Here is a 22,260-nt window from a genome sequence, read left to right as displayed (position 1 = left end):
GTTCAGTCACTCCCAATCTGCGCCTGCAACGCGGGCGCCAGGCGGTCGAGGAATAAAGTCACGGCGAGCAAATCGGCTGCACCGCCGGGTGAGGCACGCAGCCTCAACATGTCGCTATCCAGTTCACGCAGGCGCCGGCGGCCATCCAGGCTGGCGCAACCACCGGCCTGGAGCACCGCGCGGGCGCCGCTCTGCATGCTGCTCAGACCGGCCAGGCCGGCACGGTAGAGCACGCAGGTATCGCTCAAGGTGGTCATGATCGCCAGCAACGAATCGAGGCGCGCATTCTGCTCCCCGGCGCCGGCGGCGCGGCTGCCGAGCAGCTGCGGCAAGCCGAGCTGCATCACCGCGGGAAAGCCCAGCTGCGCCTCCTCGCGGGCGCCGCGCACGCCGTACAGGCGGCACACCTGGGCGCCATGGCTGGCGTCGCAGTGGGGCGCGGCGCGATCGCCGATCAGGGCGATCCGCGCGGCGCGCAGGGTGACCGCGGCCGGCGTGGCCTCGCGCCAGTCCAGGGCGGCGGCGGCGGTAACCAGGCCCATGGCCCAGATCGCCCCGCGATGGGTATTCACCCCCTGGGTGATGCCCAGCATGTCCACTTCGCCTTCCCGGCCGAGCCGGCCCAGGGTTTCGCGCAGCGGCTGGGCGATCTCGCCGAAGTGCAGCGCGGCGTCGGCCATGGCCTTGAAGGTCGGCCACAACGACAGCGCCGAGGCGTGCATCAGGCCCAGGTGCAGATCGGTGTGCGCGCCGCTGCCGCGGCGGTCGACCAGCCCAGGTTTGGGCGACAGGTCGGCCTCGTCGATCAGCGCATCCACCGCCAGGTCGGCAAGGACTTCCGACAGGCTCAGCTGCGGCTGCTGGACATTCAGTGCATTGACGGCCCGCATCACCAGCTCCTGAACTTGGCCGGCGGGCTGTACAGGCCGCCCGACCACTCGACCAGTTCGGCGATGCTCTTGGCCGCCAGCAACTCGCGACTGGCATCGGCGCGGCGGATGCCCAGGTCTTCCGGCAGGGCGATCAGGCCTTCGCGGCGCATGCGCTCGGTGTCCTTGGGGTCATGGCGCAGGCCGATGGCGGTGATCCCGGCGACCGCGGCGATCATCGCCCGGCGCTCCTCCAGGGAGCGCGCCTTGTACAGGTAGGCGATGCCCTCCTCGGTCAGCAGGTGGGTCACGTCGTCGCCGTAGATCATGATCGGTGCCAGCGGCATGCCGCTCTTCTTCGCCACCTCGACCGCATCCAGGGTGTCGACGAAGGTTGGCTTACCGCCCTCCTGGAAGGTCTCGACCATCTGCACCACCAGCTTCTTGCCGCGCTCGAGCATGGTCACCGGGCCTTCGCCGCCGGGCGCGCACATGTCCAGCCAGGCCGGCGTGGCATGGCGCCGGCCGCGCGGGTCATGGCCCATGTTCGGCGCGCCGCCGAAGCCGGCCAGGCGGCCGCGGGTGACGGTGGAGGAATGGCCGTCGCCATCGACCTGCAGGGTCGCGCCGATGAACAGGTCGACCGCGTACTGACCGGCCAGCTGGCACATCATGCGGTTGGAGCGCATGGAGCCGTCGCGGCCGGTGAAGAACACGTCCGGGCGCTGGGCGATGTAGTTCTCCATGCCCAGCTCGGTGCCGAAGCAGTGCACGCTTTCCACCCAGCCGCTCTCGATCGCCGGAATCAGGGTCGGGTGCGGGTTGAGCGTCCAGTTGCGGCAGATCTTGCCCTTGAGTCCCAGGGACTCGCCGTAGGTCGGCAGGATCAGCTCGATGGCGGCGGTGTTGAAGCCGATACCGTGGTTGAGCGACTGGACCTTGTGTTTCTCGTAGATGCCGCGGATCGCCATCATCGCCATCAGCACGTGCACCGGCTTGATGTGGCGCGGATCGCGGGTGAACAGCGGCTCGATGTAGAACGGCCGGTCGGCGACCACCACGAAGTCGACCCAGGAGGCCGGGATGTCCACCCGCGGCAGTTCGCTGACGTCATCCACCAGCTCGTTGACCTGGACGATGACGATGCCGTCGCTGAAGGCCGCGGGTTCGACCAGGGCCGGGGTGTCCTCGGTACTGGGGCCGGTGTAGATGTTGCCGGCACGGTCGGCCTTGAAACCGGCGGCCAGCACGACGTTGGGAATCAGGTCGACCAGCAGGCGCGAGTACAGCTCGATGTAGGTGTGGATGGCGCCGACTTCCAGCAGGCCGTCTTCCAGCAGCTGGCTGATGCGCAGGCTCTGCGGTCCGGCGAAGGAGAAGTCGAGCTTGCGCGCGATGCCCCGCTCGAACAGGTCCAGGTGCTCGGCGCGGCTGACGCTGGGCATGATCATGTGCAGGTCGTGCAGGCGACCCGGGTCGACCTTGGCCAGGGCGCGGGAGAGAAAATCCGCCTGCTTCTGGTTGTTGCCTTCCAGCACCACGCGGTCACCCGGGGCGATCAGGGCTTCGAGGGCCGCGACTATCTGGTCGCTGGGCAGCACCACACCATCGGCGAGGGCGCGCACACGCTCCAGGCGCCGCTGCTTTTCGCTGCGCCTGCGCGACCACTGGGGTGGCGTGGAGATTGTTGTCGTCATGATGGCTCCATGAAATTCGCGATCGTCGGCCACCTTAGGGTCCCCGGCCGGGTCCATCAATCAAGCGCGGGGGCACATCGTTACGCTCAGGGTAATAATCGCCGAGCCGCACGCGCTGGCATCCGCCCCGGAGCGGGCGAATGACGGCACGGAGCCGCCATCTCGGTTAACGCCGGGGCGCAGACCAGTCATACTGCTGCACCTGCATCCGAGCCGCCCAGCCCAAATCTATGCGCATCCACGTCACCTTTATAGACCGCGTCGGCATCACCCAGGAGGTCCTGGCCCTGCTCGGCGGGCGCAACCTCAACCTGGACGCGGTGGAGATGGTGCCGCCCAACGTCTATATCGACGCGCCGGCGCTGAGCGCCGCGGTGCTCGATGAGCTGCGCGAGGCGCTGTTCCAGGTGCGCGGCGTACAGGCGGTGACCGTCGTCGACATCCTTCCCGGCCAGCGTCGCCGGCTGCAGCTAGACGCCCTGCTGGCGGCGATGAGCGACCCGGTGCTGGCGGTCGACGGCGAGGGCCGCGTGCTGCTGGCCAACCCGGCCCTGGCCGACCTGTGCGGGCGCGAGCCGGACGGCCTGCCCCTGGGCGAACTGTTCGCCGACCCGAGCCTGCACGCCGCGCTGCTGGAGCACCGCTTCCGCCTGCCACTGCGTGAGGTCACCCTCAACGGTCAGGCCTTGCTGCTCGATGCCACGCCGATCAGCGAGACCGGCGATACCGGCCTGCACCAGTTGGCCGGCGGCCTGCTCACCCTGTATGCGCCGAGCCGCATCGGCGAGCGCCTGGCGGCGTTGCATCACGACCATGTCGAAGGCTTCGATTCGCTGCTCGGCGAGTCGGTGCCGATCCGCACCCTGAAGACCCGCGCCCTGCGGGTCGCCAGCCTCGATGCGCCGCTGCTGATCCACGGCGAAACCGGCACCGGCAAGGAGCTGGTGGCCCGCGGCTGCCATGCCATCAGCGCCCGGCGCAACGCGCCCTTCCTGGCGCTGAACTGTGCCGCCCTGCCGGAGAACCTGGCCGAGAGCGAGCTGTTCGGCTATGCCCCCGGCGCCTTCACCGGCGCCCAGCGCGGCGGCAAGCCGGGGCTGCTGGAGCTGGCCAACCAGGGTACGGTATTCCTCGACGAGATCGGCGAGATGTCGCCCTACCTGCAGGCCAAGCTGCTGCGCTTCCTCTCCGACGGCAGCTTCCGCCGGGTCGGCGGCGAACGCGAGGTCAAGGTCGATGTGCGCATCCTCAGCGCCACCCACCGCGACCTGGAGAAGATGGTCAGCGACGGCGGTTTCCGCGAGGACCTGTTCTACCGGCTCAACGTGCTCAATCTGGAAGTGCCGCCGCTGCGCGAGCGCGGCCAGGACATCCTGCTGCTGGCGCGGCACTTCATGCGCCAGGCCTGCACGCAGATCCAGCGGCTGCAGTGCCACCTGGCGCCGGACACCTACCCGGCGCTGCTGGCCAACCGCTGGCCCGGCAACGTGCGCCAGCTGCAGAACGTGATCTTCCGCGCCGCGGCCATCTGCGAGAGCAACCTGGTGCAGATCGACGACCTGGACATCGCCGGCACCGCCGTGGCGCCGCCGACACTCGACGGCGACATCGGCAGCCTGGAAGCGGCGGTGGCCGGCTTCGAGAAGGCCCTGCTGGAGAAGCTCTACGTCAGCCATCCCTCCAGCCGGCAACTGGCCGCCCGGCTGCAGACCTCGCACAGCGCCATCGCCATGCGCCTGCGCAAATACGGCATCACCGGCAGGCGCTAGGCGCCTAGAGGGCGTACTGTTTCAGGTTGGCCATTAACGCCTGCAAGGCCTCGATGTTGTCGGCCGGATGCACCGCGCCGTCGAAATCGCAGATCTGCTGCCAGTGGCTGGCCACATCCTCCGGGCTGAAGCCGGCGCGCGGGTCGAAGCCGACCCCCGGGCTGCGCTCCCAGCGGGTCCTGCCGATCCAGCCGCCACCGACCTCGAACAGCCCGGCGCTGTCCGCGCAGGCCGCACTGCCCAGGTAGACCACCAGGGGGCTGACCAGCTCGGGCTTGAGCTGCTCGAACAACTGCGCCGGGATCAGGCCCTCGGTCATGCGCGTACCGCCAGTGGGCGCGATGGCGTTGACCAGGATGTTGTGCTTGCGCCCCTCGACCGCCAGGGTGCGGGTCAGGCCATAGAGGCCGAGCTTGGCCATGGCGTAATTGGCCTGGCCGAAGTTGCCGTAGATGCCGGACGTCGAGGCCGTGAAGATCACCCGGCCATAGCCCTGCTCGCGCATGTGCGGCCAGGCCGCGCGGGTCACCTTGTACGCGCCCTCGACGTGCACCCGGTAGACCGGTTCCCAGTCGTCGTCTTCCATCTTGTGGAAGGCCCGGTCGCGCAGGATACCGGCGTTGTTGACCAGCACGTCGACGCGGCCGAAGGCATCCAGGGCATGCTCGACTATCCGGCCGCCCTCGCTCACCGAGTCATGGTTGGCCACCGCGCTGCCGCCGGCGGCGCGGATTTCGGCGACCACCTGGTCCGCCGCCGAGGCGCTGGCGCCTTCGCCATGGGCGCTGGCGCCCAGGTCGTTGACCACCACCTTGGCGCCATGCTGCGCGAACAGCAGCGCGTGGGCGCGGCCGAGGCCGCCCCCGGCGCCGGTGACGATCACGACCTGGTCTTGAAAACGGATGGCGGCATTCATGGCAGGGACTCCTGGCAAAGGGACGGTGCCTGGAGTGTCCGGCAGCGCGAAAGCGGTCACAATCAACCCGGGCGCCGCTGAATGCCGGCCGATAAGGCAGCGGGATGATCAGGCCGGCCTGATCAGGCTCAGGTGGTTGTACAGGTGCAGCACATGGGCCTGGGCATAGTCGGCATGGCTCAGCTCGCCATAGGCGAAATGCGGCCGCAATTCACCCCGGTAGCCGGCGAAAGCCTCGAATGCCCGCTGCAGCCGCTGCAGCGCCAGGGCCTGGCTGGCCGGCTCGCTCAAAGGCGCGGCGCCGGGAATGGCTTCAGCCAGCCCGTGACGCATGGCGCCACGGGAGGCGAACAGGCCGAAGGCCATGGGCCCGACGCTGGCGCGAAACCAGGCCGGCTTGAGTTCGGGGTAACCGCTGATGGAGTACTCGATGCTCTGCGCGCAGTGGTTGAACACCTCGGTCGGGCTCCAGCCCTCGAGGCTGACCAGCGACTGGTCGACCAAAGCGGCCAGGACCTGGCGCGCCCCCGCCAGGCTCACCTCACCCGGCACCTCGCCACGACCCAGCGCCCAGTAGCCACCGCCCGCCACCGCCACGGCGCTCAGCGCCCCCAGCTTGAGCAGATGCCGCCTGTTCATGCCGCTGCCTCCAGATCCTTGCGAAAGTCCAGATAGTGGGCCAGCACCAACTCCGGCGCCTCCGTCTGCGGATAGTGGCCGATGCCTTCGAGCGATACGGTGTCCGGCGCCGGGATCAACTCCCGGTAGCGCGCCAGCATGTGCGCCCCGGAGATCGGATCGAACGCCCCGTCGATCAGCCGCAGCGGCACCGCGCCCTGCTGCATCGCCGCCAGCCAACGCTCACGCTGTCTGCGACGCTCCGGCATGTAGCGGATCAGCCGGTGCATCACCGCCGGCCCGTCGTTGTGCGCGATCAGGTGCCAGAAGTCGTCCAGCTCGGCGCCGCTGGGCTGGGTCCGCGGGCCGAAGATCCGGGCGAAGTTGGCCGCCAGCTTCTGCCGGTTGAACAGCCTGCCGACCAGCGGTCCCAGGGGACTGAGCAGCAGCTTCTGCACCAGCACCGGCCTGTGGGTCTCGGGGAACAGGCCACCGTTGAGGAACACGCCGCTGGCCAGGTGCAGGCGCCCTTCGTGATGGCGCGCCAACAGCTCCTGGGCGACGCTGTCGCCGTAGTCATGGGCCAGCAGGTGGACGCCGCCGTCGACGCCCAAATGCGCCAGCAAGGCCTGCTGCAGATCCGCCTGCTCCAGCAGGCTGTAGGCATGGCCGCGCGGCTTGGCCGAGTAGCCGAAGCCGAGCATGTCGCAGGCAATCAGTCGGTAGCGCTCGCTCAGGGGCTGCCACAGGCGGTGCCAATCCCAGCTGGCGGTGGGAAAGCCGTGGATCAGCAACAGCGGCTCGGCATCCTGCGCCCCCGCCGTCCAGTAGCGGATGGCATGGCCGCGAAAGTCGAAGACCTGCGCCCGCTCGCGCCACTCATCCAGGGCGATGCCGGCCAGGGCCGTCACTCGGCGTAGCCCGGCAGCTGCAAGTCCAGCTTGCGCAGCAGCGCCGGCCAGGGCAGCGCGCCGCCCATGCCCTGGGGTGTTTTCATCACCCCGGCGACCATGGCCTGGGCGCCGTCGAGAATCGCCTGGGGAATCTGGATCAGTTCGCTGCCGCCGCTCTGCGCCATCACCTGGATCTCGCAGGCGCGCTGCAGGATGAACATCATCAGGAAGGCATCGGCGATGCTGCCGGCCGCGGTCAGCAGACCGTGGTTGGGCAGGATCATGAAGTGCTTGCCACCCAGGTCCGCCTGCAGCCGGGCCTTCTCCTCATGGTGCAGCGCCACGCCCTCGTAGCCGTGGTAGGCCAGGCTGGAGAGCACGAACAGCGACTGCTGCGACAGCGGCAGCAGGCCCTGCTTCTGCGCCGACACGGCGATCCCGGCGGCCGTGTGGATATGCAGCACGCAGGCCACGTCGTGGCGCACCTCGTGCACCGCGCTGTGGATGGTGTAACCGGCCGGGTTGATCTCGAAGGGGCTGTCCATCAGCTTGTTGCCGGCCAGGTCGATCTTCACCAGGCTCGAGGCGGTGATCTCGTGGAACATCAGGCCGTAGGGGTTGATCAGGAACTCTTCGGTGCCCGGCACCTTGGCCGAGATGTGGGTGAAGATCAGGTCATCCCAGCCGTACAGGGCGATCAACCGGTAGCAGGCGGCCAGGTCTACGCGGGCCTGCCACTCGGCGGCGGACACCTGATCCTTGAGCTTCACAACGGGCAGAGCATGGGCGTGGGTCACGGCGGCCTCCTGGGCATCTATGTCAGCGATTGCCATGGAGTCTAGCGAGGCGCGCGGCGGCGGTGAGTCGCCCTGCCAGCCAGCTTAATGACCCAGCGAGACAAGCCCCGCCCGTGTTCCTAGAACAGCTCCGGGTAGTGCTGGCGCAACAGCGGCCAGGCCACCTGGGCAGCGGGCTCCTCGCTGAGCAACTGGAAGCCGGCGAAGTCGAAACCCGGTGCCACCGTGCAGCCGACCAGGGTGAAGTCGCCGAGGCTGCGCGCCGCCTGCCAGGCCTGGGCCGGCACCGCGCGCTGCGGCAACTGCCCGCTGCCGACCGGTCCGAGACGCTCGGCGCGAATGGTCGTCGGCGACTCGGCGACCAGCAGCTCCAGCGGCGCGCCCTCGTGGAAGTGCCACAGCTCGTCGGCATCCACCCGGTGCCAGCGACTGGCCACGCCGGCCGGCAGCAGGAACAGGATCGCCGTGGAGCAAGGTCGACCGCTGTGCAGGCGCTGGGCCGACTCGAACAGCCGCCGGTAGTAGCCGCCCTCGGGGTGCGCCTGCAGCTGCAGCGCCGCGATCAGCTCCGCCGCGCGCGGGTGCATCAGGCCTTCAGCGTGGCGATGAACGCCGCCAGCCAGGGCTCGGCATCGCTCTCCGGGGTGACGCTCTCGCTGGCATCCAGGCGCAGCATCTCGGCGACCTCGCGGATTCCCAGCTCGGCGTAGAGTTCGCGCACCAGTTCGCCACCGCCACAGAAGGTATCGCCGTAGCTGGCATCGCCCAGGGCGATCACCCCGCCGGGCAGGCCGCTCCAGGCCGGCAGGTGGTCGCGAATGGCGAAGTACAGCGGCTGCAGGTTGTCCGGCAGCTCGCCCATGCCGGTCGTCGAGGTCACCACCAGAAACGCCTGCGGGGCGAAGGACTGAACCTCCCCGAGGCTGGCGCGTGGGTCGTGCCAGGCCTCCAGGCCGGCGTCCTTGAGCAGGCGTTCGGCATGTCGGGCGACCTCCTCGGCGGTGCCGTAGACCGAGCCGGACAGAATGGCGACTTTCATAGAATTGCTCCGTACCAGAGGGAAATCGCCGGGCATTATGCCGCAAGTGGACAGCCCCTCCGGATGTTTTAGAATGCAGCGACATGGACCGGGAATACGCCTCATGATCAACGCCAAACTGCTGCAACTGGTGATCGACGCCTCCAACGACGGCATAGTGGTGGCCGAGCAGGAGGGCGACGACAACATCCTCATCTACGCCAACCCCGCCTTCGAGCAGCTCACCGGCTACAGCAACGATGAGATCCTCTACCGCGACTGCCGCTTCCTGCAGAACGACGACCACGACCAGCCGGGCCTGCAAGCCATTCGCTACGCGGTGAAGAACCACCAGCCCTGCCGGCAGATCATCCGCAACTACCGCAAGGACGGCAGCCTGTTCTGGAACGAGCTGTCGATCACCCCGGTGTTCAACGATGCCGACCAACTGACCTACTACATCGGCATCCAGAAGGATGTCACCGAGCAGGTACTCGCCCAGCAGCGGGTCGAGCAGCTGGAAGTCCAGGTGGCCAGCCTGGAGGCCGAGCTGGCCTTGTTGCGGGCGCAGTCGTAACAAAAGGCGAATTTCGCTGTCAGAGAAGGTCTACCCCCTCTGCGTAGTATTCATCCATGCAAGACCAACCTCTGCTCACTCAGGCAGAAAGGGACTTCATCCAGCAACTGCATCAGCCGGTAACGGACAAGCCTGGATCGGCGCCCAGCCTGCAGGTCGACGCCGCCGAACAGCTCAAGGCACTGCTGGCCAACTGCGCCGCCAACCAGCAGCTCACCATCGAGGCGCACTTCGCCAATCAGCGGCTGACCTTCACCGCGTATCTGAGCGAAGACGACCAGCACGAACAGTATCTGGCACTCGGCACCCCACAGATCTTCGACGAGGGGCCGGCCAGTCGCGCCTGGCGCCTGCCGCTGGAACCTGCGATAGCGCTGCGCCATCGCAACGGCAAGGCCAGCGAGCTTTGGGTTCATGAGCTGTCGATGAACGGCCTGCTGGTCGAATACCGCGGCAAAGGCCAGCCGCCCGTGCATTTCAGCCTGATCCTGCCGCTCTCCGGGCAGAAACCGATCGCCATCGAAGGCGTGCGGGTGCGCCGCACCGGCGGAGGTCTGCAGGCCTACCGGCTCGAGGCCCTCGACCAGCGCGGAAGCGATCGGCTGCTGCAGTTCATCTACGACCAGCACCGCGTGCGCTTCCCGGAGGCCCACCGCGCCTAGCCCAGTGCACCTATGCCCTGGGCAAAAAAAGACCCGCCGAGCGGCGGGTCAAATGCTTTGCAGGGTCTAGCCCCTTACGGGATAAAAAATCCGACAACCAAAGAAGCCGATCGAGGATGGCTGTCCAGCGGCGCATGGCTGTCGGATTGCGTAACTGATACGTGCTCGGCGGGAACCGCCGCGGCCTTGCCCCAGGGGGCTTGACCTCTACACACCAAACAAATGTATAGCTTTTGTACAATATTACCCACCGTATCGCAAGCAGTAGTTGTACATCATGTTAAAGAAACCGTCGCGAGTTCACAGATTGCGCGCACAGAGGCGCGCCGCGACCACCGAACCGTGGGCAACAGAAGGGAGGGTTTTGAAGAGGCTGATGCCGGCTGTCAGGTATCCAGGTGGCCGGCGAGGAACTGCTGCAGACGCCGCTGCATCAGGCGCCCCTCGTTGCCCAGACAGGCAATCGGCGAACCGTGCAGGCTGTCTTCGGCCAGATCCGAACCATCGCCGGCCAGCACCAGCGGGCAGTTCACCGCCAGCACCAGGCGCGACAGCAATCGCGGCAGATCGCTGCTCGGCGGCTGGTTGGAAAACAGTACCAAGGCCTGAGGCTGCATCTTGTCGCAGACCAGCGCCAGCTCCTCCAGCGGCTGTCCCAGCCCCAGCACGCTCACCGCAACCTCCGGCCCGCCGAGCAGCAAACCGGCCACCAGCAGCTCCAGCTCGCGGCAGTGTCCGGGCAAGGCGGCGATCAGCACCCGCTCCTCGACCTGGGCACGCAGGTTCTGCAGGCGCTGGAGAACGCGGGATCGCAGGAAGCTATCGAGAAACAACCATTCGCTGGTCTGACCGTAATCGTCCTGACGGATCAGCAGCTCCTGCCACAGCGGCATCAGCACGTCCTGGAACACCACCGGCAGCGGGTAGCTGGAGAACACCTGGCCGTAAAGGCGATCGAGCCTGGACTCGTCGAAATTGGCGACCGCCCGACGCAACTGGGTCTGCCAGTCGGCCCACTCGCCGGAGGTGACCTCCTGGTAGACCGGTGCTGCGGCGGCCTTCATCGCGCCGCTCTTGGCGAGGATCTTGCCCACCTTGCTGACGGCCACGCCGCGCTCGATCCAGGCCAGAATGCTGCGCACCGACTCGATGTCTGCCTGGGAGTACAGGCGATGCCCACTCTCGGTTCGGGTGGGCTGAATCAGGCCGTAGCGCCGCTCCCAGGCACGCAGGGTCACCGGGTTGACCCCGGTCAGCCGCGACACCTCACGGATGGGAAACAACTCTTCCTGCTTGAGGGCACTGGAGGCGAGGGAGGGGGCACCAGCGAGATCGGACATGGGGAGCTATCGCGACGTAAAGGGTTGCCGGCATTGTAACCCAGCTCCGGGCACCTTACATTGTACAAAATCTGTACAGTATTTCGGCGCATGCCTTCCCCACCCCGCTGGCCACTGACTTCGATGCAGCATCCCTCGGCCTCGAGGTCGAAGCCCTGGGTGGCTGGGTGGCGCCCCTGACGTGGCGCCCCCTGCGCCCGCTGCTGGGCCTGCTGTACCGAGTGTTCTGCCGCCTGCGGCCGCATCTGGCCTGGCGGCCCCATCCCGATAGCGCCCAGCGCTGCAGCTTGCCCGTCGTCCGACCGGCCGTCCGCAACCGGCCCTCCGCAACCGGCCCTCCGCAACCGGCCGTCCACTCAGCATCGCCGCGCTGGCTAATTTCGCAGAAACCGGAATAATCCTTGGCCGTCATTCATGCGCCGCCCACCACCCCGGGCCGCGTAGCGCACTCGCCCTATCCGGGCGAAATGCCGATCGCAGTGGAGATACACAATGTCTGCAGAACCCGTCACCCTGATGGTGGCGCGCCGCGTCGCCGACGGCCGCTATCACGACCTGATCGCCTGGCTGCATGAAGGCGAACAGCTGGCTACCGATTTTCCCGGCTACCTGGGCTCCGGCGTGCTGGCGCCGCCGCCGGGTGACGACGAGTTCCAGATGGTCTTCCGCTTCGCCGACCAGCAGACCCTGGCCGCCTGGGAACACTCCGCCTCGCGCCGGGCCTGGCTCCAGCGCGGCAGCGGCCTGTTCGCCCAGCCCCAGGAACGACGGGCCGTCGGCCTGGATGCCTGGTTCGGCGCCTTCCACCGGCAACCGCCGCGCTGGAAGCAGAGCATCGCCATCTGGCTGGCGTTCTTTCCGGTATCGCTGGCCTTCAACCTGCTGTTCGGCAGCACCCTGGCCGACTTCTCGCTGCTGCCCCGGGTCCTGCTCAGTACCCTGGCCCTCACCCCGCTGATGACCTATGCGTTCATCCCGCTGGTGACCCGCCTGCTGGCACCCTGGTTACAGCGCAACGGCGCGGCCATCCTGCGCCGCCCCGGACAGGCGGCGAGTCGCGGCGCCTAAAGCCCCCGCCGCAGCCCCGGATCGCCCTGCTGCATCGCGGGCCGGCCGATGAACTCGCCATGGACCTCGGGCTGCAGCAGGACGATCCACCGCGCGCCGACCTGCCGAAGCCGCCTGCGCAACGCCGGCAAGGTCGGCCACAGCGATCCGCCACCGGGCGGGTCGAACAGCCGGCTATCGCCATTTCGGCAATGGATGCGCGTCAGCACGACCTCGATCCGCTCCACCCGACCTCGCAGCGGCGCCATGCGCAATTGCCACGGGCTTACCCTGACCTCCACATATCTGTACGAACAATACTTATATGTACAGGATCTGAACAAGATATACCGCCTTTCGCCTCCCGACGAAAACAGCTTTCAACTCAATGAAATAGCCACCGTGGCGGTAAACCAGAGCGATTTAGCCTGACACGCAGGCTTGTACAGAAAAACTGACTGGTATAAGTTTGCTGCTGGTTCAGTCGATGGGGCGCCCTACTGGTCAGGTACCCGGGCACTGCGTCGCTGAGCCTCCCCCATTACGTCGAGTCCGAACATGCGCGCGACCCCCGCCCCCATTCTGATCACCGGCGCCAGCCAGCGGATCGGCCTGTACTGCGCCGAGCGCCTGCTCGACGAGAGTCACCCCGTGATCGTGACCTTTCGCCGCGAGGGCGAAGGGGTGCATCGACTGCGCGAGTTGGGCGCCCTGGCCCTGCAGGCAGACTTCTCGGACGAAAGCGGCATACTGGCCTTCATCGGCCAGCTGAAGCAGCACACCGATAGCCTGCGGGCGATCATCCACAACGCCTCCGCCTGGCTCGACGCCCCGCCGGGGCAGGAAGCCGCGGTGTTCCAGCAGCTGTTCAGCGTGCACATGCTCGCGCCCTACCTGATCAACCTGCACTGCGCGGACCTGCTGCGCCGCTCGACACCGGCCGACATCATCCACATCAGCGACGACGTGACGCGCAAGGGCAGCGCCAATCACGTGGCCTACTGTGCCAGCAAGGCCGGGCTGAACGGCCTGACGCTGTCGTTCGCCGCCCAGTTCGCCCCCCAGATCAAGGTCAACGGCATCGCCCCGGCCCTGATCATGTTCAACCCGGAAGACGACGCCGAGTACCGCACCAAGACCCTGGAAAAATCGGCCCTGGGCATCGAGCCGGGGCCGCAGGTCATCTACCAGAGCCTGCGCTACCTGCTGGATAACCCCTACGTGACCGGCACCACCCTTACCGTCAACGGCGGCCGCCACCTCAAGTGAGGTGTGCCGCGAGGACCCATCGATGAACCCACCCATGTCCAACCACTACCGCGAGATCCTCATCGGCGTCGGCGAGGATCCCGAGCGCGAGGGCCTGCTGGACACGCCCAAGCGCGCGGCCAAGGCCATGCAGTACCTCTGTCACGGCTACCAGACCAGCCTCGAGGAGGTGGTCAACGGCGCCCTGTTCGCCTCCGACAACGACGAGATGGTGATGGTCAAGGACGTCGAGCTGTACTCGCTGTGCGAGCACCACCTGCTGCCCTTCATCGGCAAGGCCCACGTCGCCTACATCCCCACCGGCAAGGTGCTGGGACTGTCCAAGGTGGCGCGCATCGTCGACATGTTCGCCCGCCGCCTGCAGATCCAGGAGAACCTGACCCGGCAGATCGCCGAGGCGGTGCAGCAGGTGACCAGCGCCGCCGGCGTGGCGGTGGTGATCGAGGCCAAGCACATGTGCATGATGATGCGCGGGGTGGAGAAGCAGAACTCGGTGATGAGCACCTCGGTGATGCTCGGCGCCTTCCGCGAGTCGACCAATACCCGCCAGGAATTCCTGCAACTGATCGGACGGAGCAACTGAACATGCCGCGACTGGAACCCGGGATGGCGCGCATCCGCGTCAAGGACCTGCGCCTGCGCACCTTCATCGGCATCAAGGAAGAGGAGATCAACAACAAGCAGGACGTGCTGATCAACCTGACCATTCTCTACCCGGCGGTGGACGCGGTGCGTGACAACGACATCGACCACGCGCTGAACTACCGCACCATCACCAAGGCGATCATCCAGCATGTGGAGGGCAACCGCTTCGCCCTGCTCGAGCGCCTGACCCAGGAGATCCTCGACCTGGTGATGGAAAACGCCAGCGTGCGATACGCCGAGGTGGAGGTCGACAAGCCCCACGCCCTGCGCTTCGCCGAATCGGTGTCGATCACCCTCGCCGGCCATCGCTGAGGCCCGCGACAGGCCGCCCGGCGCCCCAGGGTGCCGGACCATTGCCGTCAGCCAGGCGGGCTCTTATCATCGGCGACCACCCAGTCAGCCTGCCCCGAGAGAGCACCGCCATGACCGAGCAAGAACGCCTCGAACTCGAAGCTGCCGCCTTCCGCAGCCTGGTCCAACACCTGCGCAGCCGTCCCGACGTGCAGAACATCGACCTGATGAACCTCGCCGGCTTCTGCCGCAACTGCCTGTCCAAGTGGTACAAGGCCGCCGCCGACGACCTCGGACTGCAGGTCAGCCCGGACCAGGCCCGCGAGGAAATCTACGGCATGCCCTATGCCGAGTGGAAAGCCAAGTACCAGAAGGAAGCCAGCGCCGAGCAACAGGCCGCCTTCAATAAGGACAAGAACGCATGAATGCCTTGAACGACTTCCGCGCCCGCCTGCACAGCGAGCAGTTCGCCTTCGCCGAGACCCTGGCCTTTGTCGGCGAGCACTACGACTACCAGCCCAGCGCCTTCCACAACGGTGCGGTGGACAACGCCGCCGGGCAGAACGAAGGCTCCTGCAAGACCCTGGGCCTGGCCCTGCTCGAAGGCCTGAGCCTGGAAGAATCCCTGCTGTGCTTCGGCGAGCACTACCGCAGCGTGCTGGCCACCCCGGACGGCAGCGACCACGGCAACATCCGCGCGCTGATGGACACCGGCCTGGCCGGCGTACGCTTCGAGCGCCTGCCGCTGACCCGCAAGGCCTGAGTCCGCAACGAACACAGGCGCAGAAAAAAGCCCCGCATCTCGCGGGGCTTTTTCGTGGTGCTCGGCTTACTGGCCGTCGAGGTAGCGCTCGACGTCCAGGGCGGCCATGCAGCCCGCCCCGGCCGAGGTGATCGCCTGGCGGTAGACGTGGTCGGCCACGTCGCCGGCGGCAAACACCCCAGGCACATTGGTGGCGGTGGCATTGCCGTCACGGCCGCCATTGACCACCAGGTAGCCGTCCTTGAGCGCCAGCTGGCCCTCGAACAGCGAGGTGTTCGGCGTGTGGCCGATGGCGACGAACAGGCCGTCGACCTTCAGCTCGGCGCTGCTGCCATCGCGCTGCTTCAGGCGCACCCCGGTCACCCCCATGTTGTCGCCCAGCACCTCATCGACCTCGGCATTGAGGCGCAGCTCGATCTTGCCCTCGGCGATCCGCTCCTTGAGCTTGTCCTGCAGGATCTTCTCGGCACGGAAGGTCTCGCGGCGGTGCACCAGGGTGACCTTGCTGGCGATATTGGCCAGGTACAGCGCCTCTTCCACCGCGGTATTGCCGCCGCCGACCACCGCCACCTCGCGGTTGCGGTAGAAGAAGCCGTCGCAGGTGGCGCAGGCCGAGACGCCCTTGCCCATGAAGGCTTCCTCGCTCGGCAGGCCCAGGTAACGCGCGCTGGCCCCGGTGGCGATGATCAGCGCGTCGCAGCTGTAGGTGGCGCTGTCACCGATCAGGGTGAACGGCTTGCCGGCCAGGTCCACGGCATTGATGTGGTCGAAGACGATCTCGGTCTCGAAGCGCTCGGCATGTTCCTGCATGCGCTGCATCAGCGCAGGGCCGGTCAGGCCATGGACATCGCCGGGCCAGTTGTCGACCTCGGTGGTGGTGGTCAGCTGACCGCCGGCCTGCATCCCGGTGATCAGCAACGGCTTGAGGTTGGCGCGGGCGGCATAGACCGCGGCGCTGTACCCGGCCGGGCCGGAACCGAGGATGATCACCCGGGCGTGACGTGCTGCAGACATATCGGACTCCTGCCGGCGGCTCGACCGGCGCGAATAATAAAAGGGGGCTAGCCGAGCACTTGGGGAAGGCTGTGTAGGCGTGCGAGCCCCGAAAAGGGTTAGGCCTCGTAGGGCGATAATGAGTTCGCCACGGGGCAACTGCCGCGCAGCCTACCCAAGGCCCGGGGGCGTAGGAAATACCCATTGCCAATCCGTGGGATAGAGATCGCCAATGAGCGTCTGGCAAACCGCTTGCGTCGGCCCCGCCAAGAGTTCGACGACTTTCCTGCACTCGCCAAAGCCGGTAAGGTCGGCGCGACTTCCACCTGGCGGAGAACCCCATGCCTGCTCCCGTGCTATCCGGCCCGCAATACCTCGGCGAAGGCCTGAAACTGGTGCTCAGCCCCGGCCTGCGGCTGTTCGTGCTGTTGCCCCTGGCGATCAATTTGATCCTCTTCGTCGCCCTGGTCGGCTTCGCCGTGCAGCAGTTCGGCGGCTGGGTCGACACCTTCATGCCCAGCCTGCCGGACTGGCTGAGTTTTCTCGAATACCTGCTCTGGCCGCTGTTCGTGGTGCTGGTGCTGCTGATGGTGTTCTTCAGCTTCACCATGCTGGCCAACGTCATCGCAGCCCCCTTCAACGGCTTCCTGGCCGAGAAGGTCGAGGTGGTGGTGCGCGGCGAAGACCATTTCCCCGCTTTCAGCTGGGCCGAACTGCTGGCCATGGTGCCGCGCACCCTCGGCCGCGAGGCGCGCAAGCTGCTGTACTTCCTGCCGCGCGCCATCGGCCTGTTGATCCTCACCTCCATCCCGGTGGTCAACCTGATCGCCGCGCCGCTGTGGCTGCTGTTCGGCGTGTGGATGATGGCCATCCAGTACATCGACTACCCGGCGGACAACAACAAGATGAGCTGGCAGGACATGCTCGCCTGGCTGCGCGAGAAACGCTGGCAGAGCCTGGGTTTTGGCGGCATCACCTATGCGGCACTGCTGATTCCCGGGGTCAATATCCTGATGATGCCGGCAGCGGTGGCCGGCGCCACGCTGTTCTGGGTGCGCGAGCGGGGCGAACGCGCGGTCACTCTCTCGTAACATCGGCGTCATATTCGCGACATGGCGGCAGCCGAGACTGCCGTCATGACCCCATCCCCGCTGTACATCGCCCTGATCAGTGAAACCTTCGTGCCGGAAATCAACGGCGTGGCCAATACCCTCGCCCGCCTGGCAGCCGGCTTGCGCGCCCGCGGCCACCACCTGCAACTGGTGCGTCCGCGACAGGACGGCGACCGTGGCCCGCAGGACGCCGAGCAGCTGCTGCTGACCCAGGGTTGGCCGTTGCCCGGTTACCCGGGCCTGCAGTGGGGCCAGTCGGCGCGGCACAAGCTGCAGCGCCAGTGGCGCCGGCGGCGGCCGGACGTGCTCTATATCGCCACCGAGGGGCCGCTCGGCCTGTCCGCCCTGCGTGCCGCGCGGCGCCTGGATATTCCCGTGGTCAGCGGCTTTCACACCAACTTCCAGCAGTACACCGGGCACTACGGCCTGAGCCTGCTGGCACGGGCCCTGACCGGCTACCTGCGCTGGTTTCACAACCGCTGCCGGATGACCCTGGTGCCGAGCCTCAGCCAGCAACAGGACCTGCAGCGCCGCGGCTTCGAGCGCCTGGAACTGCTGGCGCGTGGCGTCGATGCCCAGCTGTTCCACCCGGCCAAGCGCTCACCGGATCTGCGCCAGAGCTGGGGCCTGGAGGATGACGACATCGCCGTGCTGCATGTCGGCCGCCTCGCCGCCGAGAAGAATCTCGGCCTGCTGGCGACGAGTTTCCGCGCCCTGCAGGCCGCGCACCCGCGACGCCGCCTGCAGCTGATCCTGGTTGGCGACGGTCCGGCGCGGGCCAGCCTCCAGCAGCAATTGCCGGACGCCGTGTTCTGCGGCCTGCAGCGCGGCGAGGCATTGGCCGCGCACTACGCCTCGGGCGACCTGTTCCTGTTTCCCAGCCTCTCGGAAACCTTCGGCAACGTGGTGCTCGAGGCCCAGGCCTCGGGACTCGGCGTGGTGGCCTTCGACCAGGCCGCGGCAGCACAGCACATCCGCCACGGACACAACGGCGTGCTGGCCGGCGCTGGCGACGAACAGGGCTTTATCGCGGCGGCGCAGTGGCTGCTGGAGGATCGAGAAAACCTGCGCCGGGCCCGCCTTAACGCCCGGCAGCACGCCGCGCAGCAGGGCTGGGACGCCATAGTCGAACGCTTCGAACAGCAGCTGCGCAGCGCCCGGCTACCAGCCGCCGACAGCCTGCCGGACGGGGCGGGCATCCTGCTCAAGCGCGAGTAAGCAAAGCCGCAGCCGCCCGTGCCTTGGCGACCACCCCCGGTCCGGGCATCGACGATCACTCATCTGTCCCCCGCCCCCGTTTCGCGGGCAACGGCGCGCACTCCGCCACCAGCTCGCCCCCGCCCGACCCGGACGACGCGCAACCGTGGTGCCACGCGCGAGATCGACAAAGTCATTTACACTCACTAATGCGAATTATTAACATTAGCAAATGACTTCTATTGAATGCACGGCCACCTGCCCAACTGCGCAACCCGCTCGTACGGGGCGCGTCCAAGCCAGCACCACCCAGTACCACGCCATGGGATCCCGTCCCGGCGATCCGACCGGTCACGCCCGCCAATCCGGCGTGCACTAGACCCGCCGCCCCTCGGAGGCGCCTCCCGCGCCTGCAAAACCTTCGTTAATACTGAGACCCGCTCATGCACAACAGCGCTCGACTTCTTTCATTGCCCCTCAGCCTGCTGACGCTCGCCATCAGCCACGCCGCCCTCGCCGACACAACCAGCGCCCAGACGGTCCTCGCCCCCACGGTGATCAAGGGCGACGTGCTGGGCAGCGCCAGCGACGAGGAGGTGCGCAGCTACCCCGGCAGCCGCAGCGTCGTCGACGCCGAAGAGCTGAGCAAGGCCAGCGTGCGCGGCCTCGACGACGCCCTGCAGCGCGTCCCCGGGGTCAAGGTGTTCGACGAGACCGGCACCGGGGCCCTGCCGCAGATCGCCGTGCGCGGCCTCTACGAGAGCCGCAGCGGCCGCGTCCAGGTGCTCTCCGACGGCATCCCTCTGGCCCTGGCACCCTACGGCCAGACCAGCCTGTCGCTGTTCCCGCAGACCCTGGCCACGGTCGAGCGCATCGACATCGTACGCGGCGGCGCCGCCGTACAATACGGGCCGAACAACGTCGGCGGGGTGATCAACTTCATCAGCCGACCCATCCCCCGCCAGTGGGAAACCACCCTGCAGGAGAAGGCCACCTTCGCACCCGGCGGGCGCAGCCTGTGGGACAGCTACCTCGGCACCGGCGGCTACCTCACCGACAACTTCGGCCTGCAGCTGGACCTCAACACCGTCACCGGCGAGTACGGCCGCGAGCACTCCGACAGCGAGGTACAGAACTACCGCCTGCGCGGCCAGTGGGACATCGACGACACGCGCAGCCTGAGCTTCGGCGTGCAGCGCTACAAGGCCGACCTTGACCTGGCAGGCGCCCTCAGCGTGGCCGACTACAAGGACGACCCGCGCCAGTCGACCCGCGACCTCGACCGTTTCGAGGGTGATAGCGACCGCGTCTGGGGCACCTACAGCCAGTACCTGGGCGCCGTCGGTCCGTTCGACTCGGCGGAGTTCAGCTGGACCAACTTCGCCCAGCACAGCTACCGCAACTTCCTCATCGGCCTGCCCTTCACCCCCGACGCCACCCCGACCACCTTCCAGGATGCGCCACGGGACTTCCGCGTCTGGGGCAGCGAGCCGCGCCTGAGCCTGAGCCTGGACGGCGACAGCGTCAGCCAGACCTGGCTGCTCGGCGCCCGCCTGGTCAAGGAAGACGTCGACTTCGAGGTCAACCGGCAGAACCTCGGTAGCGGCGCGCACAGCGTGATCCGCGACTGGACCTTCGACGACGAGGCCAAGGCCGCCTATGTCAGCAACGCGATCAAGCTGCTCGACGGCCGCCTGACCCTGACCCCCGGCGTGCGCTACGAGCACGCGCGCATGGAGTACGCCGACGGCGTCAGCGGCGTGGAGCGCCAGAGCGTCGCAGAGGAATGGCTGCCGGGCCTGAGCCTGGGCTATCAGCTCGACGATGCCTGGTTCCTCTACGCCAATGCGCAGAAGTCCCTGCGTTTGCCGCAGATCACCTCGATCGTCAAGGACGGCGACGTCGCCGCCGAGCTGGCCTGGAACTACGAGACGGGCGTGCGCTACACCCCCTGGCAGGGCCTGCGCGTCGACCTCGGCCTGTACCGCATCGATTTCGAGGATCAGATCGAATACAACCGCAGCAACGACCGCTTCGAGAACCTCGGCAGCACCCGCCACCAGGGCCTCGAGAGCGAGGTGTTCTGGACCCCGGCGGCGCTGCCGAACCTCGACCTGCACGCCGGCTACGCCTACCTCGACAGCGAGCAGCGCGCCGGTGCCTTCGCCGGCAACGAGGTGCCCTTCGCCTCCCGCCACCAGATCACCCTGGACGGCCGCTACCGCTTCGCCGAGGTCTGGACCTACAGCCTGGACGGCCTGTATTTCAGCGGCGCCTATACCGATGCGGCCAACAGCCGCGACGAGAACGCCAACGCCTCGGTCGGCCGGCTGCCGGCCTACTGGCTGTGGAACACCGCCATCGAGCGCGAGTTCAAGCTCGACGACGGCAGTCTGCTGACCACCTCCGCCGGGATCAGCAACCTGTTCGACCGCCAGTACTACTTCCGCGGCATCGACACCAGCCCATGGGGCCGCCAGCCGGCACCCGGACGCACCCTGACCCTCGGCGTCAACTACCGCTTCTAAGCCCCAGCGCCCGGATCGGGCCCGGCATCGCCGGCCCCCTCCCGGCCTTTCCCGGGTCGAAAAAAAGCCCCGAAAAACGGGGCTCGAGGAGCGGTGCGCGGTGATCCGGCGCACCCTTCAAAGCGGTCTCAGACCAGGCTCATCAGCGCTTCGCGGCTGAAGGGCAGGATGTCCGCTTCACGGCCATCGCGGACCTTGAGCGCCCAGTCCGGATCGACCAGCAGGGCGCGGCCGACTGCCACCAGGTCGAACTCCTGCTTGTGCAGACGCTCCAGCAGCCCTTCCAGCTTGGCCGGCTGGGCGACCTTGTCGGTGTTGACCATGAACTGCAGGAACTCGCCGTCCAGGCCGACGCTGCCGACGGTGATGGTCGGCTTGCCGGTCAGCTTGCGCGTCCAGCCCGCCAGGTTCAGTTCGGAACCCTCGAACTCGGGCTCCCAGAAGCGCCGGGTCGAGCAATGGAAGATGTCCACGCCGGCTTCGCTCAGCGGCTTGAGGAAGGCCTCCAGGGCCTCCGGGGTCTCCACCAGGCGCGCGCTGTAGTCCTGCTGCTTCCACTGGGAGAAGCGAAAGATGATCGGGAAGTCCGGGCCGACCGCGGCACGGACCGCCTGGATCAGCTCGATGGCGAAGCGCGAACGCTGGGCCAGGTCGCCGCCGTACTCGTCCGTGCGCTGGTTGCTGCCGGCCCAGAAGAACTGGTCGATCAGGTAGCCATGGGCGCCATGAATCTCCACCCCGTCCATGCCGATGCGCTGGGCGTCGCGGGCGGCCTGGGCGAAGGCGGCGATGACCGCCTGGATATCGGCCTGGCTCATGCCATGGACGATGACCTGGCCGTCCTTGAGTTTTTCGCTGGGGCCGTAGCCCGGCACGGCGGCATCTGGCTCGGTGCCGAGCTTGCGCACATTGCCCACGTGCCACAGCTGCGGGACTATCTTGCCGCCCTCGGCATGCACCGCCTCGACCACTTTCTGCCAGCCGGCCAAGGCATCCTCGCCGTAGAAGCGCGGAACATTGGGGTAGCCGTTGGACGCCTTGTGGCCGACGGTGGTGCCCTCGGTGACGATCAGGCCGACGCCGGCCGCGGCGCGGCGGCGGTAGTACTCGATGACCTTGCTGTTGGGCACGCCGCCAGGCGAGAAGGAGCGGGTCATGGGCGCCATCACCACGCGGCTGGGCAACGCCAGCGAGCCGAGCTGGAAGGGTTGGAACAGGGCTTTCACCGGGGCATTCATGGTCACTCCTCGGGTCGCCAG

At 67.4% G+C, this 22,260-nt stretch carries 24 protein-coding genes; 12 read left to right on the top strand and 12 right to left on the bottom strand.

Annotated features, from left to right (window positions below):
* Nucleotides 1-2: 2 nt before the first annotated feature.
* Together KDW96_RS17570 and mdcA are read right to left on the bottom strand one after the other, a co-directional pair.
* Entirely contained in the window at nucleotides 3-890 is an 888-nt protein-coding gene (locus KDW96_RS17570) for a triphosphoribosyl-dephospho-CoA synthase (RefSeq protein ID WP_255837510.1), read from the bottom strand.
* Nucleotides 890-2,566, bottom strand: coding sequence for a malonate decarboxylase subunit alpha (gene mdcA, locus KDW96_RS17565; RefSeq protein WP_255837509.1), 1,677 nt, complete (start codon nucleotides 2,564-2,566; stop codon nucleotides 890-892). Before mdcA ends, KDW96_RS17570 begins: the two co-directional genes overlap by 1 nt.
* A gap of 230 nt (nucleotides 2,567-2,796) precedes the next feature.
* Between mdcA and gcsR the strand changes: the two genes are divergently transcribed.
* Nucleotides 2,797-4,335, top strand: a complete 1,539-nt coding sequence (gcsR, locus tag KDW96_RS17560; protein ID WP_255837508.1) for a transcriptional regulator GcsR — start codon at nucleotides 2,797-2,799, stop codon at nucleotides 4,333-4,335.
* Between the two features lie 4 nt (nucleotides 4,336-4,339).
* Here the strand turns inward: gcsR and KDW96_RS17555 are convergent, their stop codons facing one another.
* From KDW96_RS17555 to KDW96_RS17530, 6 genes are all read right to left on the bottom strand, one after another.
* Nucleotides 4,340-5,251: an SDR family oxidoreductase gene (locus KDW96_RS17555; protein WP_255837507.1), complete on the bottom strand. Its 912-nt coding sequence runs from the start codon at nucleotides 5,249-5,251 to the stop codon at nucleotides 4,340-4,342.
* 108 nt (nucleotides 5,252-5,359) lie between these two features.
* Nucleotides 5,360-5,890 carry a DUF1569 domain-containing protein gene (locus tag KDW96_RS17550; RefSeq protein ID WP_255837506.1) on the bottom strand — a complete coding sequence of 177 codons (531 nt, stop codon included), beginning with the start codon at nucleotides 5,888-5,890 and terminating at the stop codon, nucleotides 5,360-5,362.
* Nucleotides 5,887-6,780 carry an alpha/beta fold hydrolase gene (locus KDW96_RS17545; protein ID WP_255837505.1) on the bottom strand — a complete coding sequence of 298 codons (894 nt, stop codon included), beginning with the start codon at nucleotides 6,778-6,780 and terminating at the stop codon, nucleotides 5,887-5,889. The genes KDW96_RS17550 and KDW96_RS17545 overlap by 4 nt, the downstream gene beginning before the upstream one ends.
* Nucleotides 6,777-7,559, bottom strand: a complete 783-nt coding sequence (locus KDW96_RS17540; RefSeq protein ID WP_255837504.1) for a class II aldolase/adducin family protein — start codon at nucleotides 7,557-7,559, stop codon at nucleotides 6,777-6,779. The genes KDW96_RS17545 and KDW96_RS17540 overlap by 4 nt, the downstream gene beginning before the upstream one ends.
* Before the next feature lie 119 nt (nucleotides 7,560-7,678).
* Complete coding sequence (locus KDW96_RS17535; RefSeq protein WP_255837503.1) at nucleotides 7,679-8,146, bottom strand: cupin domain-containing protein; 468 nt, start codon at nucleotides 8,144-8,146, stop codon at nucleotides 7,679-7,681.
* Nucleotides 8,146-8,598: a flavodoxin gene (locus KDW96_RS17530; RefSeq protein WP_255837502.1), complete on the bottom strand. Its 453-nt coding sequence runs from the start codon at nucleotides 8,596-8,598 to the stop codon at nucleotides 8,146-8,148. The genes KDW96_RS17535 and KDW96_RS17530 overlap by 1 nt, the downstream gene beginning before the upstream one ends.
* A 103-nt stretch (nucleotides 8,599-8,701) precedes the next feature.
* Here KDW96_RS17530 and KDW96_RS17525 point away from each other — a divergent pair, with 103 nt between their 5' ends.
* Both KDW96_RS17525 and KDW96_RS17520 read left to right on the top strand, forming a co-directional pair.
* Nucleotides 8,702-9,154, top strand: a complete 453-nt coding sequence (locus KDW96_RS17525; protein ID WP_255837501.1) for a PAS domain-containing protein — start codon at nucleotides 8,702-8,704, stop codon at nucleotides 9,152-9,154.
* A 56-nt stretch (nucleotides 9,155-9,210) separates the two neighbouring features.
* Nucleotides 9,211-9,816: a hypothetical protein gene (locus KDW96_RS17520; protein ID WP_255837500.1), complete on the top strand. Its 606-nt coding sequence runs from the start codon at nucleotides 9,211-9,213 to the stop codon at nucleotides 9,814-9,816.
* Between the two features lie 386 nt (nucleotides 9,817-10,202).
* Here KDW96_RS17520 and KDW96_RS17515 read toward each other — a convergent pair whose 3' ends face one another.
* Nucleotides 10,203-11,156, bottom strand: a complete 954-nt coding sequence (locus KDW96_RS17515) for a MerR family transcriptional regulator (RefSeq protein WP_255837499.1) — start codon at nucleotides 11,154-11,156, stop codon at nucleotides 10,203-10,205.
* Nucleotides 11,157-11,648: 492 nt separating this feature from the next.
* Here KDW96_RS17515 and KDW96_RS17505 point away from each other — a divergent pair, with 492 nt between their 5' ends.
* Nucleotides 11,649-12,224 (top strand): antibiotic biosynthesis monooxygenase, encoded by a 576-nt coding sequence (locus tag KDW96_RS17505; RefSeq protein ID WP_255837498.1) that lies wholly within the window; start codon nucleotides 11,649-11,651, stop codon nucleotides 12,222-12,224.
* On the opposite strand, the gene KDW96_RS17500 is transcribed toward KDW96_RS17505, so the two are convergent.
* Entirely contained in the window at nucleotides 12,221-12,472 is a 252-nt protein-coding gene (locus tag KDW96_RS17500) for a hypothetical protein (protein WP_255837497.1), read from the bottom strand. The genes KDW96_RS17505 and KDW96_RS17500 overlap by 4 nt on opposite strands.
* Nucleotides 12,473-12,761: 289 nt before the next feature.
* Here KDW96_RS17500 and folM point away from each other — a divergent pair, with 289 nt between their 5' ends.
* From folM to KDW96_RS17475, 5 genes are all read left to right on the top strand, one after another.
* On the top strand, nucleotides 12,762-13,472 hold the full coding sequence (gene folM / locus KDW96_RS17495) for a dihydromonapterin reductase (RefSeq protein WP_255837496.1): 711 nt from the start codon (nucleotides 12,762-12,764) through the stop codon (nucleotides 13,470-13,472).
* 22 nt (nucleotides 13,473-13,494) lie between these two features.
* Nucleotides 13,495-14,055 (top strand): GTP cyclohydrolase I FolE, encoded by a 561-nt coding sequence (folE, locus tag KDW96_RS17490; RefSeq protein WP_255837495.1) that lies wholly within the window; start codon nucleotides 13,495-13,497, stop codon nucleotides 14,053-14,055.
* Nucleotides 14,056-14,057: 2 nt separating this feature from the next.
* On the top strand, nucleotides 14,058-14,429 hold the full coding sequence (gene folX, locus KDW96_RS17485; RefSeq protein WP_255837494.1) for a dihydroneopterin triphosphate 2'-epimerase: 372 nt from the start codon (nucleotides 14,058-14,060) through the stop codon (nucleotides 14,427-14,429).
* A 110-nt stretch (nucleotides 14,430-14,539) separates the two neighbouring features.
* Nucleotides 14,540-14,833 carry a DUF1244 domain-containing protein gene (locus KDW96_RS17480; RefSeq protein ID WP_255837493.1) on the top strand — a complete coding sequence of 98 codons (294 nt, stop codon included), beginning with the start codon at nucleotides 14,540-14,542 and terminating at the stop codon, nucleotides 14,831-14,833.
* A complete protein-coding gene (locus KDW96_RS17475) occupies nucleotides 14,830-15,171 on the top strand; it encodes a HopJ type III effector protein (protein ID WP_255837492.1) in 342 nt (113 codons plus the stop codon). The genes KDW96_RS17480 and KDW96_RS17475 overlap by 4 nt, the downstream gene beginning before the upstream one ends.
* A gap of 66 nt (nucleotides 15,172-15,237) precedes the next feature.
* Here KDW96_RS17475 and trxB read toward each other — a convergent pair whose 3' ends face one another.
* Nucleotides 15,238-16,185, bottom strand: a complete 948-nt coding sequence (trxB, locus tag KDW96_RS17470; RefSeq protein WP_255837491.1) for a thioredoxin-disulfide reductase — start codon at nucleotides 16,183-16,185, stop codon at nucleotides 15,238-15,240.
* A gap of 320 nt (nucleotides 16,186-16,505) precedes the next feature.
* Here trxB and cysZ point away from each other — a divergent pair, with 320 nt between their 5' ends.
* The 3 genes from cysZ (at nucleotide 16,506) to KDW96_RS17455 (ending at nucleotide 21,001) form a co-directional block, all read left to right on the top strand.
* A complete protein-coding gene (gene cysZ, locus KDW96_RS17465; protein ID WP_255837490.1) occupies nucleotides 16,506-17,255 on the top strand; it encodes a sulfate transporter CysZ in 750 nt (249 codons plus the stop codon).
* Nucleotides 17,256-17,300: 45 nt separating this feature from the next.
* The gene (locus tag KDW96_RS17460; protein WP_255837489.1) at nucleotides 17,301-18,494 is read left to right on the top strand and encodes a glycosyltransferase family 4 protein; all 1,194 of its coding nucleotides are present in this window, start codon (nucleotides 17,301-17,303) and stop codon (nucleotides 18,492-18,494) included.
* Between the two features lie 422 nt (nucleotides 18,495-18,916).
* Nucleotides 18,917-21,001, top strand: a complete 2,085-nt coding sequence (locus KDW96_RS17455; RefSeq protein WP_255837488.1) for a TonB-dependent receptor family protein — start codon at nucleotides 18,917-18,919, stop codon at nucleotides 20,999-21,001.
* Between the two features lie 128 nt (nucleotides 21,002-21,129).
* Here the strand turns inward: KDW96_RS17455 and KDW96_RS17450 are convergent, their stop codons facing one another.
* Nucleotides 21,130-22,239: an NADH:flavin oxidoreductase gene (locus KDW96_RS17450; RefSeq protein WP_255837487.1), complete on the bottom strand. Its 1,110-nt coding sequence runs from the start codon at nucleotides 22,237-22,239 to the stop codon at nucleotides 21,130-21,132.
* Between the last annotated feature and the right edge of the window lie 21 nt (nucleotides 22,240-22,260).

Source organism: Pseudomonas benzenivorans, from assembly GCF_024397895.1.
Lineage (GTDB): Bacteria > Pseudomonadota > Gammaproteobacteria > Pseudomonadales > Pseudomonadaceae > Aquipseudomonas > Aquipseudomonas benzenivorans_A.
The sequence above is the reverse complement of the archived record's forward strand: the minus strand, read 5'-3'. Positions and strand labels throughout refer to the sequence as shown.